Here is a 14579-nt window from a genome sequence, read left to right as displayed (position 1 = left end):
CGATGGTCAACTCTGACGAGCAGGCCAACCGCACCAACAGCGTGGCTGCCGCGATCAACGAACTGGGCGCGGCTGCGCAAGAAATTGCACGTAACGCCGCCCAGGCGTCCCATCAGGCCAGCGATGCCCGGCACTTGGCCGAAGACGGCCAGCAAGTGGTCGAGCGTAATATCAAGGCGATGAACCAGCTGTCCGAGATGATCAGCGCCTCCAGCAGCAATATCGAAGCGCTCAACAGCAAGACCGTGAACATCGGGCAAATTCTGGAAGTGATCACCAGCATCTCCCAGCAAACCAACCTGCTGGCACTGAACGCCGCGATCGAAGCGGCACGTGCAGGTGAAGCCGGTCGCGGGTTTGCGGTGGTGGCCGATGAGGTGCGCAACCTGGCGCATCGCACTCAGGAATCGGCGCAACAAGTGCAAAAGATGATTGAAGAGTTGCAGGTCGGCGCCCGGGATTCGGTCAGCACCATGAGTGAAAGCCAGCGCCATAGCCTGGAGAGCGTCGAGATCGCCAACCTGGCCGGCGAGCGTCTCAACAGCGTGACCCAACGCATAGGCGAGATCGACGGCATGAACCAGTCTGTGGCCACCGCCACCGAGGAACAGACTTCGGTGGTGGAGTCGATCAACATGGACATCACCGAGATCAACACCCTCAACCAGGAAGGTGTGGAAAACCTGCAATCGACCCTGCGCGCCTGTACCGACCTGGAACAACAGGCCGCACGCTTGAAACAGCTGGTGGGCAGCTTCCGGATCTGATCCCTGCGCCCGCCGAGCGTTTAAGGCGGCGGGCCGCTAGGCTTGCTCGGGATCGGTTTTAGTGTGTTCCTGGCGCCACAACTCGGCGGCACCGGGAAACTCAGTGCCGTCCTCAGGGTTAAGCTCATCCGGATCAAAACGGCTCAAACAGCCCTCGCCCAGCGTCGCTGGCGCTTTGGAGGTGGCTTTATCGAGTGGGTCGCTCATCGCTTAATCCTTAATGGCGGACAAAAAAAGGGCCTGGGACGATTTAACGCCCAGGCCCTTTTTTCTACAACTTAAACGCGGCTATTTAAACGTGGCTATTTAGACGGGGCTATCAGAACACCACAGTCTTGTTGCCGTGCACCAGCACGCGATCTTCCAGGTGATAACGCAGGCCACGGGCCAGCACCATCTTCTCGACGTCACGGCCGAAACGCACCATGTCTTCAATGCTGTCGCTGTGGCTGACGCGCACGACGTCCTGCTCGATGATCGGCCCGGCGTCGAGTTCCTCGGTGACATAGTGGCACGTTGCGCCAATCAACTTCACACCGCGCAGGGAGGCCTGGTGATACGGCTTGGCACCCACAAACGATGGCAGAAAGCTGTGGTGAATGTTGATCACTCGGCCAGCGTACTCACTGCACAGTTCCGGCGGCAGGATTTGCATGTAGCGCGCCAGCACGACCACATCGGCTTCGTGCTGCTTGACCAGGCGGGAGACTTCGGCGAATGCCGGTTCCTTGTCCTGCGGGTTGACCGGCACGTGGTAGTACGGGATGCCATGCCATTCGACCATGCTGCGCAGGTCATCATGATTGGAAATCACACAGGCTATCTCGCAGTCGAGTTCATCGCTGTGCCAGCGGTGCAGCAGGTCGGCCAGGCAGTGGGACTCGCGGCTGGCCATCAGTACGACACGCTTTTTCTGCTCCGTGTCGGTGATGTGCCAGGTCATCGAAAACTCTTCGGCGATCGGCGCAAACGCCTCGCGAAACGCTTCGAGACCAAAGGGCAGCGTGTCCGCACGTATCTCATGACGCATGAAAAACCAACCGCTGAGATCGTCCGAGTGATGGCTCGCCTCGGTGATCCAGCCGTTGTGGGAGGCCAGAAAGTTACTGACTTTGGCAACGATGCCAACCCGGTCCGGGCAAGCAATCACCAGCCGAAAAGTGCGCATTAGGGGGGAACTCCAGAACTTCGCAAAGGCCGCTATTCTAGCGATTACGCAGAAAAACTGCAGTACTCCTTGCACCTTATTCTGTCGCCCGGCCCTGGCGACAACCCTTAATAGCGTAAGGTTTTACCGCCACTATATGAAGGCCCACCCTCTGGCTCAGACAGTTATGCAAAATAAACAGAATTATGTTTACGCCTACCCCCTATTAATTAACTCGATTGCATAGCATTGCCACAAACATTCAACGTAATTCACATAAATGCCTTCTTAAATGTTTACTTGGGGAAATTGCCTGACTATTATTAGGCCACTCACTGTCAATCAGCGCTCTACATAAGGTAGTCACCATGTCCCTGATCAACGAATACCGCGCCACCGAAGAAGCTATCAAAGAACTGCAAGCCCGCTTGAAGAACCTGTCCCAAGACGACAAGCTGCAAACCGAGCTGGAATTCGAAGGCAAACTGCGCACCCTGATGGGTGAGTACTCCAAATCCCTGCGTGACATCATCGCGCTGTTGGATCCGGAATCTAAAGTTAAAGCACCGCGTGGCGCTGTGAAAACTACCGGCACCAAGCGTGCTCGCAAGGTCAAGCAGTACAAAAACCCGCACAACGGCGAAGTGATTGAAACCAAAGGTGGCAACCACAAGACTCTGAAAGAGTGGAAAGCCAAGTGGGGCGGCGACGTGGTAGAAGGTTGGGCTACCCTGCTGGGCTAAGCCTGATCGGGCTTAGGCCGGATATGCAACACATTAAAAACGCCAGCTTGCTGGCGTTTTTTATTGTCCGAATAATCTGCAAGTACCTGACTACAGGCCCAGGCGAGCGGCTAAAGAGTCGGCATACTCCTGCCATTCATCGAGCACCTGGCGCTGAAACGCTGTAGCACTAACAGCCAACTCCTCACGTGCCTGCTTAAATGCCAACAGGGTATTCGGTGCGCCCCACTCCGGGTTCGACAAACGTTGCTGACAGAAAAGTTTCCAGCGTTGTTGCTCATCGTTGTCCAAGGTGTCAGGAAAGTTACGCGCGCGGTAACGGAATAATAATTCCGGCAATCGATGATCATCGAAAGGCCACTGCTGACGTGCCAACTGTGACGGTTCAGCCACGCGCACTTGTTCGCATAACCGTCGGTCGCGGTCACCGATAAAACCGTCATAGAGCTGCTGCTCCGGGTCTGTGCTCGGCGCAAAGTCTTCCTCGGCATAAATGGCTGCCAACTTGTCGCGCCAAACTTCCTGTGCGTCAGTTAGTCGCAGCACCCGTGCCTGGCACACGTCCATATCGAAGTTCAGGCGTTCGCGATCCTGTGCGCGCAGCACACTCAATGGCGCGACCACCGGGCAGCGGTTGATATGCAACAACTTGAGCGGCACGGGCAACTCCCCTTGCGCCAACTCATCACGGCGCGTGTAAAGCCGCTGGCGCAAGGTGTCGGCGTCGAGGTCGAGCAAACCCTGCGGGTCGAGGCCAAGGTCACAGACAATCAACGCATTGCGATTGCGCGGGTGCCAGGCCAGGGGCAGTACCACGCTCAGGTAATGACGCTCGGCGGAGAAACGCCCGGAAATATGCACCATGGGCTGTAACAGGCGGACCTGATCCATTACCCGCTGCTTGCTGCGCAGGTGAAACAACCAGTCATACAATTTTGGCTGCTTGTCGCGGATCAGCCGCGCCAGGGCGATGGTGGCTCGCACGTCCGAAAGTGCATCGTGAGCCTGGCCATGATCGATGCCATTGGCTTGGGTCAAACGCTCCAGCTTGAGGGTGACACGCCCGTCCTGCTGCGGCCACTCAATGCCTTCGGGGCGCAGTGCGTAAGCCGTGCGGACCACATCGATCAAGTCCCAACGACTGTTGCCGCCCTGCCACTCACGGGCATAGGGGTCAAAAAAGTTGCGGTACAGGCTGTAGCGCGTCATTTCATCGTCAAAGCGCAAGGTGTTGTAACCGGCGCCACAGGTTCCAGGCGTGGCCAGCTCAGCATGCACGCGGGTCATGAAGTCGGCTTCGGCCAGGCCTTTTTCCGCCAGAATGCCGGGGGTGATGCCGGTTATGGCGCAGGCAGCCGGATGCGGCAGGATATCGTCGCTTGGCTGGCAATACAGGTTGACCGGCGGGCCGACCTCGTTGAGCTCGAGGTCGGTACGAATACCGGCGACCTGCAACGGGCGATCGCTGCGCGGGTTGATGCCGGTGGTTTCATAGTCGTACCAGAAAATGGTGGTCACGGGCTGTTCCTGTGCTGAAGATCGACAAAGTCTAGGCGCAGCAAGGCACTCGGGGCCAGCGCTAGATTACTGTACAAACATCCAGCAAAACCTTGAAGGGTTGCTTCCACCGTGGACACTGCTAGCATCCGTGTCTTCAAGCCGCCCGCACTGCCAAGGATCGCGATGCCATCAGTTCCATTGGATACCCACTACCCGATCGAGACTCCCGAGGGCATAGACCTGCCCTTGCGCCCGGCCGGCCTGATGCCACGTGCACTGGCTTTTGCTTTCGACCTGGGTGTGCGCGGCCTGATCATGGGTATCCTGCTCGTGCCACTGGCGCTGCTCGGCAATATCGGTATTGGCCTGGGCTCGCTGCTGCTGTTCCTGATCAGTTGGTGGTACATGGTGCTGTTCGAAGTCCTCAACCAGGGCTGCTCTCCGGGCAAGCAGGTCATGGGCTTGCGCGTCATTCAGGACGACGGCACCCCCATTGGCTGGCCGGCCTCACTCATCCGCAACCTGCTGCGCTTTGTCGACATGCTGCCTTTGGGCTACTTCATCGGCGCCATCAGTTGCCTGCAACACCCTCACTTCAAACGGCTCGGCGACCTCGCTGCGGGCACGCTGGTGGTCTACCGCGAGCAGCCACTGGCGCGCCCCAAGGTGCCTAAAGCCACCGCCCTGCGCCTGCCCTTCACGCTGGAGCTGAGCGAACAACGCGCCATATTGGGTTTCGCCGAACGCCAAGGTGAGTTGTCCGCCGACCGGGTGCACGAACTGGCGGCCATCCTGGCAACGCCGTTACACGTATCGCCAGCGCGTGCGGTAGAACAACTCAATGGCGTGGCGCGCGGCCTGGTGGGGCCGACATGAAGCAGAGCCTGTTCGAAAGCCGCCATCAGCCGCAGTGGCAAGCCTTCACCGCACAACTCATCCAGTTGGAGCAAGGCAAGGCCAAGGCCAGCGATATGTCCGACTTCCCCCATCATTATCGACGCCTGTGCCAGCACCTCGCCCTGGCCCAGGAGCGTGGCTACAGCAGCTACCTGATAGATCCCCTGCAACAACTGGCACTGCGCGGCCACCAGCAGTTGTATCGCCATCGCAGCCAATTGGGCGCGAATGCAGTGGGCTTTATCCTGGCGGGTTTCCCGCGCCTGGTGCGCGAACAATGGCGCTTCGTGTTGATCGCCGGCCTGCTGTTCTTCGGCAGCCTGGTGGGTGTTGCGTTGCTGGTCTACCTGTTTCCAGACCTGATCTACAGCATCGTAAGCCCTGCGCAGGTGGCTGAGATGCACAGCATGTATGACCCGGATGCCGGTCACCTCGGGCGTGCTGCCGACCGTGCGTCCAGTGAAGACTGGATGATGTTTGGCTACTACGTGATGCACAACATCGGGATTGCCTTCCAGACCTTTGCCGCCGGTTTGCTGTTCGGCCTGGGCAGCGTGTTCTTTCTGATTTTCAACGGCCTGATCATCGGCGCGGTCTCCGGCCATCTCACCGAGATCGGCTATGGCCAGACCTTCTGGTCGTTTGTCATCGGCCACGGCGCCTTCGAGCTCACGGCCATCGCACTGGCCGGGGCTGCCGGCTTGCAATTGGGCTGGGCGGTGATTGCTCCCGGGCACCTGACACGCGGCGAATCCCTGCGGCTGGCGGCACGTACAAGCGTACAGATGCTCTGCGGCGTCATGCTATTGCTGCTGATCGCGGCGTTTATTGAAGCCTATTGGTCTTCCTCCACCACGATCGCGCCCTGGATCAAATACTCAACGGGCGCCGGACTGTGGCTGTTGGTTGCCGCCTATCTCACTCTTGCCGGACGCACTCGCCATGCGCCTGAGTGAGGCCAGCGTGGTGATTCGTCCCCGTACCTCCTGGGAAGCCATGGACCTGGGTGTACTGATGGCCCAGGAACATCGACTGCTGTTGATGAGCAGTTGGGCAATAGTGACGTTGCCGATATTCAGCTTGCTGACCCTGCTGCTGTGGAAATACCCGTCCACGGCCATGTTCGTGTTCTGGTGGCTAAAACCGGCCTTTGACCGCTTGCCGCTGTACATCCTCTCCAAGGCCTTGTTTGGCGAGACACCCAGCCTCAAGCAGGCTGTGCGCCAGTGGCCGCGCCTGCTCAAAGGCCAGCTGCTGGCCAGCCTGACCTGGAGGCGACTGAGCCTGAGCCGCAGCTTTGTCATGCCGGTGAGCCAGCTCGAAGGCCTGGACGGCAATGCCCGTCAAATACGCCTGGGGGTGCTGCTGCAACGCAATGCTGGCGCTGCACGCTGGCTGACCACCCTTGGCGTGCATATGGAAATCGGCCTGTGGTTCGGTTGCATGGCACTGTTCTACCTGTTCATCCCGCAGCAACTGGAACTCGATTGGGACTGGCAACGGTTGGCGCTGGCAACGGGCTCGGAAGGGTTGTGGCTGGAGCATTTGAGTAACGCCTTTTACGCCCTGATTCTGGTGTTCTGGGAGCCCATCTATGTCGCTTGCGGTTTCAGCCTGTACCTCAACCGCCGCACCGTGCTGGAAGCCTGGGACCTTGAACTGGTGTTCCGCCGGTTACGCCAACGCCTGAGCAGCGTCGCAACGTTGCTGCTGCTGGTGGCTGGGCTGATGCTCGTGCCATTCGGCCGCCCCGTCATGGCGGACGAGCCCGGACCGGCCAAACAAGTCACCACCCAGGCCGCCAGCCAATCGATCAAGGCGCTGCTGGACAGCCCCCCGTTCAAGCACCCGGAAACCGTCACTCGCTACCGTTTTGGCGACGAAAAAAACGCCGCGCAACACAAGGTCAAGGGTGACGGTAAACTTCCGGCCTGGCTTCAGGCGCTACTGGACAGATTCAACAGCAATACCTTCAAAAACGCCGCACTCGGCCTGGAGGTACTGCTCTGGGGCCTGCTGGCGACTGGCCTCGCGCTAGTTGTCTGGCGCTATCGGGAGTGGCTGCACGCCTTTGTCAGTCGACGCGGGCCAACCAAAGCCAAAACCGCCAAAGCGGCCCCTGCACAATTATTCGGCCTGGCGTTGGACAGCGAGACCTTGCCTGACGACATTGCCAGCACCGCCGAACAGCTGTGGCCCACCCAACCCAGGGAAGCCCTCGGCCTGCTGTATCGCGGCCTGCTCAACCGACTGCTGCACGACTTCAACCTGCCCCTGAAAAGCGCCGACACCGAAGGTCAGGTCCTGGAGCGCATCCACTCACTGCAACAACCGCAACTGCTGGCCTTCAGTGACGCACTGACACATCACTGGCAAAACCTCGCCTATGGCCACCGCCTTCCGCCGGCGTTGGTACACCAGCAACTGTGCCGCGATTGGCGCGCCCTGTTCAGTCCGGGAGCCGCCCAATGAACCGCCCCATGCTGTGGATCGGCCTGCTGCTGGCCTGCCTGTTTGGAGCAGGTGGCCTTTACGTTTGGCACAACGCGATCCCGTACGACGAAATAGTCGATCGTGGCCCATCGCCACAAGCCATCGCCAACCCTTACCTTGCGGCTGAATACTTCCTGCGCCAGCAGGGCCTGGCCGTGGAACACGCCAACAGCCTTGAACACCTGGCCGACCAGCCAGCCAAGGGGCGTAGCCTGGTATTGCTGGGCGAGCGCAGCAACATGACCCCACGCCAGGCGGAGCAACTGCTGGACTGGGCAAAATCCGGTGGCCATCTGCTGCTGGTTGCCGAAGCGCTTTGGGATGAAGAAACCGGTAAAAGCGGCGACCTGCTGCTGGATCGGCTGGACTTCCACCAGACACTCAGCGAGGGCCTTGACGAGCCTGCTTCCCCACGCAAAAAGAAAGCACCGGACCTGACCAAACTCTACGTCGACAATGAGACCGCCCCGGCCTATTTCAGCTTCGATACCGACTTCAACCTTACCGACCCCAGGCACCTGGCGCAGTTCTCCGCCAACAGCGGCAAGTCCAGCCATTTGATGCAACGCAACTTCGGCCAAGGCACCGTAACGGTTGTAACCGACAGCGACCTGTGGAAAACCCCAGGCATCGGCAAACACGATAACGCCTGGCTGTTGTGGTATCTCAACCGGGGTACGGATGTAACGCTGCTGTTCAACAGTGACGTGGACGACCTGCTTACCCTGTTGATGCGCAACTTCCCCCAGGCACTGGTGGCGCTCTGCGCACTGATTGCCTTGGCACTCTGGCACGCTGGCATGCGCCAGGGGCCGACCCAGGCGCCCGCCCCAAAGGCGCGTCGCCAGTTACAGGAACACGTGAAGGCCAGTGCCGACTTCCTGCTGCGCCGCAGTGGCCAAGGCACGCTGCTGCACGCCTTGCAGCGTGATATCCAGCGGGCTGCACGACGGCGCCACCCAGGCTTTGAACACCTCGACAGCGACGCACAGTGGCAGGTCCTCGAACGCCTGACGCGCCAACCCTCCCAAGTCATCCGCCAGGCCCTCGGCCCACTTCCGGCAAAACGGCTCACCAGCGCCGATTTCAGCCGTCAGGTGGCGAGCCTGCAAACCCTCAGGAATGCCCTATGAGCGAATTTCCCACGGCCACCGCCCCGACTGCCGAAAGCCTTCAAAAGGCCAGCCAGCAGGCACAGGCTCTGCGTGTTGAACTGCGTAAGGCGGTGATTGGCCAGGACCAGGTGATCGACGACGTGCTCACCGCATTGATCGCCGGTGGTCACATACTGCTCGAAGGTGTGCCAGGGCTCGGCAAAACCCTGTTGGTTCGCGCGCTGGCACGCTGTTTTGGTGGCGACTTTGCCCGTATCCAGTTCACCCCGGACCTGATGCCCAGCGATGTCACCGGCCACGCCGTGTACGACCTGCACAGTGAGCAGTTCAAGCTGCGCAAGGGGCCGCTGTTTACCCACCTGTTGCTGGCCGATGAAATCAATCGCGCCCCCGCCAAGACCCAGGCCGCCCTGCTTGAAGCCATGCAGGAACGCCAAGTCACCCTCGAGGGCGAAGCGCTGCCCATTGGCCAACCGTTCATGGTGCTGGCGACCCAGAACCCCATCGAACAGGAGGGCACGTACCCCCTGCCCGAGGCCGAGCTGGACCGGTTCATGCTCAAAGTGCGCATGGACTACCCCGATGCGCAGCAGGAGCTGGAGATGGTCCGCGAAGTCACCCGCTCCTCCAGGGCCGACATGCTGGATGTGCAGCCACTGCGCACGGTGCTGCAGGCAGAGGACGTGTTGCAGTTGCAGCAAATTGCCAGCGAACTGCCGCTGGATGAGCAAGTACTCGACTACGCCGTGCGCCTGGCCCGCGCCACGCGCAGTTGGCCAGGGCTGACTATCGGTGCAGGCCCGCGTGCCTCCATCGCCCTGGTTCGCGGCGCCCGCGCCCGGGCCTTGCTGCGCGGCGGCGAGTTCGTCACCCCGGACGATATCAAGGGTTGCGCTTTGGCGGTGCTGCGCCATCGCGTGCGCATCGCCCCCGAATTGGACATTGACGGGTTGGAAGTGGATCAGGTGCTCAAGCAACTGCTGGAGCAGATTCCGGCACCTCGGCAATGACCCGGCCATGAAGCCAACTCGTCTGCTGCTGATCTGGCTTGGCGTCCTCCTGGGTTTGAACACCCTGTTGGGCGCGGCTACGGCGCTCCAGCTCAACGTACCCGACACGCTGCATAAAGTGGCGTGGGGCCTTCTGCTGGCGCTGTTTCTATTGGCACTGCTGGACGCCCTGCGCCTGCGGCGTCTTCCATGCCCACGGGTGCAACGGCAGATGCCGGGTAGCCTGGCCTTGGGCCGTTGGGGTGAAGTACGCCTGACCCTTGAACACGACTTCCCGCAGCCGCTGACCGTGCAGGTATTCGACCATGCACCTGACGGCCTGAGCGTGGAGAATATGCCGCAGTCCATCGAACTTCTGCCCGGCCTGCGAAGCGAACTGGGCTATCGATTGCGGCCCTTGCGGCGTGGGCACTTCAGTTTCAGTCGCTGCGAGATTCACCTGCCCAGCCCTTTCGGGTTGTGGTCTGCGAGGCGCTTCGTTGCAGCCCTGGATACAACGCGGGTCTACCCTGACTTTGCCCGTTTGTATGGCGCGCAACTGCTGGGCGTGGACAGTTGGTTGAGCCAATTGGGGGTTCGCCAGCGCCAACGCCGGGGGTTGGGGCTGGAGTTTCATCAGTTGCGCGAGTTTCGCGAGGGCGACAGCCTGCGCCAGATCGACTGGAAAGCCACCGCGCGCCAGCGCACGCCCATCGCCCGGGAATATCAGGACGAGCGCGACCAGCAGATTGTGCTCATGCTCGATTGTGGTCGGCGCATGCGCAGCCAGGATGCCGAACTCGCTCACTTCGACCACGCCCTTAATGCTTGCCTGCTGCTCAGTTACGTTGCCTTGCGCCAAGGCGATGCTGTCGGGCTGAGCACCTTTGCCTGCGACCAGCCGCGCTACCTGGCGCCCGTCAAAGGCAGCGGCCAACTAAACCTGTTGCTCAATGCTGTTTACGACCTCGACACCACCCGCCGTACTGCCGACTACGCGGCCGCCGCCAGCCAATTACTGGCCCGGCAGAAACGTCGAGCATTAGTGATCCTGGTAACCAACCTTCGCGATGAAGATGATGAGGAGTTACTCGCAGCGGTCAAGCGCATCAGCCGGCAACACCGGGTGCTGGTCGCCAGCCTGCGCGAAGACGTACTCGACCAACTGCGCCAGGCCCCCGTGCAAACCTTGCCTGAAGCGCTGGCCTACAGCGGGACTGTCGACTATCTCAACAAGAGAAACGATCTGCATGAGCGCTTGAGTGCCCACGGCTTGTCGGTGCTGGATACGCCACCCTCGGGGCTGGGGGCCGCCCTGGTGACGCGTTATCTGGGTTGGAAAAAAGCCGGTGTTTTATGACTCATGCACACGGCCACAAGCTCGGCTAACTCCACCCGGTCCGGGTTGCCAGCGCGCAATGCCTAGGCGGAAGCCTGCAAAGGGTCAAAGCTGAAGTAATGGCACAGGGCACTGATCAATTGCCCATATGCCTCAGGTGCTTCGACCACGCGAAACCCCGAGTCATAGTGCTGCGGAGTGACGTCTTCATGACTCCACAAGCACATCGCCGTGAGGTCAATGGCCTGGAAATCACCGTCTGCCAAAGGAATCTTCAAACGCAGTTCAAACGCTACGTCAACCATCATGGGCAATTGGCTGATCAACATCAGCCCATCTTCGGACACGTTCCCCAAATAACCAATAGGCTTATCCGTAAGCCGGTTGAAGACTTTCAAGAAACCAGACAGCTGATGCCGCTCAATCCTTCGGTCGGTAAACATGATGAAATCGCCATCCATTGGCCATATCAGTGGCCGCGCCAGTTATTCGGAACGAACGCTGAATGTTCGCTCTCCCTGGAAATTGGTGCGAATTAAGCGTGCGCTTGATCGCCCTACAGCTGCCAATCCCAAGCAATCCATCCGATTGAACATAAACTTGTACAAACGAACACTCAAAGAATAGCTTAAGACTGGCGTCGGGCCAGCTATGGAATGACAAATATCATCAAAGTGATGCGGGCCGTGGCTGCGCGACGCTGGCGCCGGAGTAGTGGCCCAGCTGCTGCAGGGTGTCGAGCCGGGCGCGGGCGCGGTAGGCATACTCGCTGGAGGGGTATTGATTGATGATGAACTGGTAGGTCTGCACCGCATCGACAAACAGCTTCTGACGCTCCAGGCATTGCCCGCGCAGCATCGAAACTTCCGGTTGCACATACCGACGGGTACGGCTCTCGCGGTCCACCTGGGACAATTCCAGGGTCACGCGTTCGCAATCACCCACCCCATAGGCGCGGTAAGCGTTGTTCAAATGATGGTCCATCGACCAGCGGGTACAGCCGACAACACTGACGGCCAGGGCAGCAATGAGCAAAATTCGCATGGGGGTTCTCCTGTCTTGTGCAGTGTATCGACCCCGCGCCAAAAATCTTCAAGGGTGTTCATCTATTCAATTGGAGCGAAAACAAGCGAATCTTCGATAAGTAGTGCAAACGAACAATGACTACAACCAAAGAGCATAGTAGCCTTCCCCAGCGCTTGAACTCAGGAGTCTGTGCATGTCCGTCCGTCGTACCAAAATCGTCGCCACCCTTGGCCCGGCCAGTAACTCGCCGGAAGTCCTCGAACAGCTGATTCTGGCTGGTTTGGACGTTGCCCGTCTGAACTTCTCCCACGGCACCCCGGACGAGCACAAGGCTCGCGCCAAGCTGGTGCGTGACCTGGCCGCCAAGCACGGCCGCTTCGTGGCACTGCTGGGTGACCTGCAAGGCCCGAAAATCCGTATCGCCAAATTCGCCAACAAGCGCATCGAGCTGAAGATCGGTGACAAGTTCACCTTCTCCACCAGCCATTCGCTGACCGAAGGCAACCAGGAAGTCGTGGGTATCGACTACCCGGACCTGGTCAAGGACTGCGGCGTCGGCGACGAACTGCTGCTGGATGACGGCCGCGTGGTCATGCGCGTCGACACGGCCACCTCGACGGAGCTGAACTGCACCGTGATCATCGGTGGCCCGCTGTCCGACCACAAAGGCATCAACCGTCGCGGCGGTGGCCTGACGGCGCCGGCCCTGACTGAAAAAGACAAGGCCGACATCAAGCTCGCCGCCGAAATGGAAGTGGACTACCTCGCCGTGTCCTTCCCGCGCGACGCTGCCGACATGGAATACGCCCGTAAGCTGCGCGACGAAGCCGGCGGTACTGCCTGGCTGGTGGCCAAGATCGAACGTGCCGAAGCCGTGGCCGATGACGAAACCCTCGACGCCCTGATCAACGCTTCCGACGCTGTGATGGTTGCCCGTGGCGACCTGGGCGTGGAAATCGGTGACGCCGAGCTGATCGGTATCCAGAAGAAGATCATCCTGCACGCACGCCGCCACAACAAGGCCGTGATCGTGGCGACCCAGATGATGGAGTCGATGATCCAGAACCCGATGCCGACCCGTGCCGAAGTGTCCGACGTGGCCAACGCCGTGCTCGACTACACCGACGCCGTGATGCTCTCGGCTGAAAGTGCTGCCGGCCCTTACCCGCTGGAAGCCGTACAGGCCATGGCGCGTATCTGCGTCGGTGCCGAAAAGCACCCGACCAGCAAGACCTCCAGCCACCGTATCGGCAAAGTGTTCGAAAGCTGCGACCAGAGCATCGCCCTGGCGGCCATGTACACCGCTAACCACTTCCCGGGTGTGAAAGCGATCATTGCCCTGACCGAAAGTGGCTACACCCCGCTGATCATGTCGCGTATCCGTTCGTCGGTGCCGATCTACGCGTTCACCCCACACCGCGAAGCCCAGGCCCGCGCGGCGATGTTCCGTGGCGTGTACACCATTCCGTTCGATCCGGCTTCGCTGGCACCGAACGAAGTGAGCCAGAAGGCGATCGACGAGCTGGTCAAGCGTGGCGTCGTAGAGAAAGGCGACTGGGTCATCCTGACGAAGGGCGACAGCTATCACACCACCGGTGGCACCAATGGCATGAAGATCCTGCACGTGGGCGACCCGCAGTTCTGAGTGACACGCTGAAAAACAAAAGCCCTGCCATGTGAATGGCGGGGCTTTTTGTATTTAAAGGCCTGGAGATCTGTTGAATCAAAGGGCCTCATCGCAGGCAAGCCAGCTCCCACATTGGAATGCGGTCAACTGTGGGAGCTGGCTTGCCTGCGATGGCGTCATCAACGCCGGGTGATAAACCCCGACAACGCCGCAATCGCCTCCGGCGACTTCAAGCGCTGCACAAACAACGCCCCCTCGTCCTCAATCACTTGCCGCAACTGTTCACGGTCGACACTTTTCATCAGCTGCTTGCTGACCTGCACCGCGCCCGGCGCCAGAGTTTCAAAGCGCTGCGCAACTTCCAGCGCCTTGGCCAGCGCCGCTTCACCACTACCCATCGCCTCAGTCGCGATCCCCCACGCGGCCGCTTGCTCGCCGGTAAAACCTTCGCCCAACAGCAACAGTTCAGCCGCTTTCGCATGCCCCAGCAGCCGAGGCAGGATCAGGCTGGAGCCAAATTCCGGGCACAGCCCCAGGTTGACGAACGGCATGCGCAAACGCGCATCGCGACTGATATAGACGAGATCGCAATGCAGCAACAGGGTGGTACCGATACCGACCGCCGCACCCGCCACCGCCGCGATCACCGGTTTGCGGCAATTGAGCAGGCTTTGCATGAAGTGAAACGGCGGGCTGTCCAGATCACTGGGCGGCTGTTCGAGGAAGTCGGCGATGTCGTTGCCGGCGGTAAAACACTCATTGCTGCCCTGTATCAGCACCGCCCGGATACCTGAGTCCGCATCAGCCTGTTCCAGCGCTTCGGCCAGTTGGGTGTACATGGCGCGGGTCAGGGCATTTTTCTTGTCGGGGCGATTGAGCTGCAGGGTCAGCAGCCCGCCTTCGCGTTGCAGCAGGATGGCGTCGGTCATGGCGAAT

The 14579-nt window shown here is 60.1% G+C and carries 15 protein-coding genes; 9 read left to right on the top strand and 6 right to left on the bottom strand.

Annotation, left to right across the window (positions count from 1 at the left end):
• Positions 1-2: 2 nt before the first annotated feature.
• Positions 3-767: a methyl-accepting chemotaxis protein gene (locus QF043_RS30700; RefSeq protein WP_370589484.1), complete on the top strand. Its 765-nt coding sequence runs from the start codon at positions 3-5 to the stop codon at positions 765-767.
• Positions 768-803: 36 nt separating this feature from the next.
• Here QF043_RS30700 and QF043_RS04400 read toward each other — a convergent pair whose 3' ends face one another.
• Positions 804-974 (bottom strand): hypothetical protein, encoded by a 171-nt coding sequence (locus tag QF043_RS04400; RefSeq protein ID WP_305455306.1) that lies wholly within the window; start codon positions 972-974, stop codon positions 804-806.
• Positions 975-1086: 112 nt separating this feature from the next.
• Positions 1087-1935, bottom strand: coding sequence for a formyltetrahydrofolate deformylase (purU, locus tag QF043_RS04395; protein WP_017139791.1), 849 nt, complete (start codon positions 1933-1935; stop codon positions 1087-1089).
• Positions 1936-2282: 347 nt separating this feature from the next.
• On the opposite strand from purU, the gene mvaT reads away from it, so the two are divergent.
• The gene (gene mvaT, locus QF043_RS04390; RefSeq protein ID WP_005790963.1) at positions 2283-2657 is read left to right on the top strand and encodes a histone-like nucleoid-structuring protein MvaT; all 375 of its coding nucleotides are present in this window, start codon (positions 2283-2285) and stop codon (positions 2655-2657) included.
• Positions 2658-2747: 90 nt separating this feature from the next.
• Here mvaT and sbcB read toward each other — a convergent pair whose 3' ends face one another.
• The gene (sbcB, locus tag QF043_RS04385; protein ID WP_307417625.1) at positions 2748-4175 is read right to left on the bottom strand and encodes an exodeoxyribonuclease I; all 1428 of its coding nucleotides are present in this window, start codon (positions 4173-4175) and stop codon (positions 2748-2750) included.
• A gap of 165 nt (positions 4176-4340) precedes the next feature.
• On the opposite strand from sbcB, the gene QF043_RS04380 reads away from it, so the two are divergent.
• From QF043_RS04380 to QF043_RS04355, 6 genes are read left to right on the top strand one after another with little or no spacing between them, the layout of a single operon-like run.
• Positions 4341-5033 (top strand): RDD family protein, encoded by a 693-nt coding sequence (locus QF043_RS04380; protein WP_307417624.1) that lies wholly within the window; start codon positions 4341-4343, stop codon positions 5031-5033.
• Positions 5030-6010, top strand: coding sequence for a stage II sporulation protein M (locus QF043_RS04375; RefSeq protein ID WP_307417623.1), 981 nt, complete (start codon positions 5030-5032; stop codon positions 6008-6010). The genes QF043_RS04380 and QF043_RS04375 overlap by 4 nt, the downstream gene beginning before the upstream one ends.
• On the top strand, positions 5997-7526 hold the full coding sequence (locus QF043_RS04370) for a DUF4129 domain-containing protein (RefSeq protein WP_307417622.1): 1530 nt from the start codon (positions 5997-5999) through the stop codon (positions 7524-7526). Before QF043_RS04375 ends, QF043_RS04370 begins: the two co-directional genes overlap by 14 nt.
• A complete protein-coding gene (locus QF043_RS04365; RefSeq protein WP_307417620.1) occupies positions 7523-8680 on the top strand; it encodes a DUF4350 domain-containing protein in 1158 nt (385 codons plus the stop codon). Before QF043_RS04370 ends, QF043_RS04365 begins: the two co-directional genes overlap by 4 nt.
• The gene (locus tag QF043_RS04360; protein WP_056858552.1) at positions 8677-9672 is read left to right on the top strand and encodes a MoxR family ATPase; all 996 of its coding nucleotides are present in this window, start codon (positions 8677-8679) and stop codon (positions 9670-9672) included. Before QF043_RS04365 ends, QF043_RS04360 begins: the two co-directional genes overlap by 4 nt.
• A gap of 7 nt (positions 9673-9679) precedes the next feature.
• A complete protein-coding gene (locus QF043_RS04355; protein ID WP_307417619.1) occupies positions 9680-11011 on the top strand; it encodes a DUF58 domain-containing protein in 1332 nt (443 codons plus the stop codon).
• A 62-nt stretch (positions 11012-11073) separates the two neighbouring features.
• On the opposite strand, the gene QF043_RS04350 is transcribed toward QF043_RS04355, so the two are convergent.
• Complete coding sequence (locus tag QF043_RS04350; RefSeq protein ID WP_307421302.1) at positions 11074-11433, bottom strand: PilZ domain-containing protein; 360 nt, start codon at positions 11431-11433, stop codon at positions 11074-11076.
• 226 nt (positions 11434-11659) lie between these two features.
• Positions 11660-12034: a tol-pal system YbgF family protein gene (locus QF043_RS04345; RefSeq protein ID WP_017139782.1), complete on the bottom strand. Its 375-nt coding sequence runs from the start codon at positions 12032-12034 to the stop codon at positions 11660-11662.
• A 175-nt stretch (positions 12035-12209) separates the two neighbouring features.
• Between QF043_RS04345 and pyk the strand changes: the two genes are divergently transcribed.
• Entirely contained in the window at positions 12210-13661 is a 1452-nt protein-coding gene (gene pyk / locus QF043_RS04340; protein WP_065930427.1) for a pyruvate kinase, read from the top strand.
• A 161-nt stretch (positions 13662-13822) separates the two neighbouring features.
• Here the strand turns inward: pyk and QF043_RS04335 are convergent, their stop codons facing one another.
• Entirely contained in the window at positions 13823-14572 is a 750-nt protein-coding gene (locus QF043_RS04335; protein WP_307417617.1) for an enoyl-CoA hydratase-related protein, read from the bottom strand.
• Positions 14573-14579: the final 7 nt, after the last annotated feature.

Source organism: Pseudomonas sp. W3I7, assembly GCF_030816095.1.
GTDB classification, from domain to species: domain Bacteria; phylum Pseudomonadota; class Gammaproteobacteria; order Pseudomonadales; family Pseudomonadaceae; genus Aquipseudomonas; species Aquipseudomonas salomonii.
The sequence above is the reverse complement of the archived record's forward strand: the minus strand, read 5'-3'. Positions and strand labels throughout refer to the sequence as shown.

Coding starts and splice junctions, on each gene's coding strand:
- QF043_RS30700 (WP_370589484.1), top strand. CDS start 3: ATGGTCAACTCTGACGAGCAGGCCAACCGCACCAACAGCGTGGCTGCC.
- QF043_RS04400 (WP_305455306.1), bottom strand. CDS start 974: ATGAGCGACCCACTCGATAAAGCCACCTCCAAAGCGCCAGCGACGCTG.
- purU (WP_017139791.1), bottom strand. CDS start 1,935: ATGCGCACTTTTCGGCTGGTGATTGCTTGCCCGGACCGGGTTGGCATC.
- mvaT (WP_005790963.1), top strand. CDS start 2,283: ATGTCCCTGATCAACGAATACCGCGCCACCGAAGAAGCTATCAAAGAA.
- QF043_RS04380 (WP_307417624.1), top strand. CDS start 4,341: ATGCCATCAGTTCCATTGGATACCCACTACCCGATCGAGACTCCCGAG.
- QF043_RS04375 (WP_307417623.1), top strand. CDS start 5,030: ATGAAGCAGAGCCTGTTCGAAAGCCGCCATCAGCCGCAGTGGCAAGCC.
- QF043_RS04370 (WP_307417622.1), top strand. CDS start 5,997: ATGCGCCTGAGTGAGGCCAGCGTGGTGATTCGTCCCCGTACCTCCTGG.
- QF043_RS04365 (WP_307417620.1), top strand. CDS start 7,523: ATGAACCGCCCCATGCTGTGGATCGGCCTGCTGCTGGCCTGCCTGTTT.
- QF043_RS04360 (WP_056858552.1), top strand. CDS start 8,677: ATGAGCGAATTTCCCACGGCCACCGCCCCGACTGCCGAAAGCCTTCAA.
- QF043_RS04355 (WP_307417619.1), top strand. CDS start 9,680: ATGAAGCCAACTCGTCTGCTGCTGATCTGGCTTGGCGTCCTCCTGGGT.
- QF043_RS04350 (WP_307421302.1), bottom strand. CDS start 11,433: ATGTTTACCGACCGAAGGATTGAGCGGCATCAGCTGTCTGGTTTCTTG.
- QF043_RS04345 (WP_017139782.1), bottom strand. CDS start 12,034: ATGCGAATTTTGCTCATTGCTGCCCTGGCCGTCAGTGTTGTCGGCTGT.
- pyk (WP_065930427.1), top strand. CDS start 12,210: ATGTCCGTCCGTCGTACCAAAATCGTCGCCACCCTTGGCCCGGCCAGT.
- QF043_RS04335 (WP_307417617.1), bottom strand. CDS start 14,572: ATGACCGACGCCATCCTGCTGCAACGCGAAGGCGGGCTGCTGACCCTG.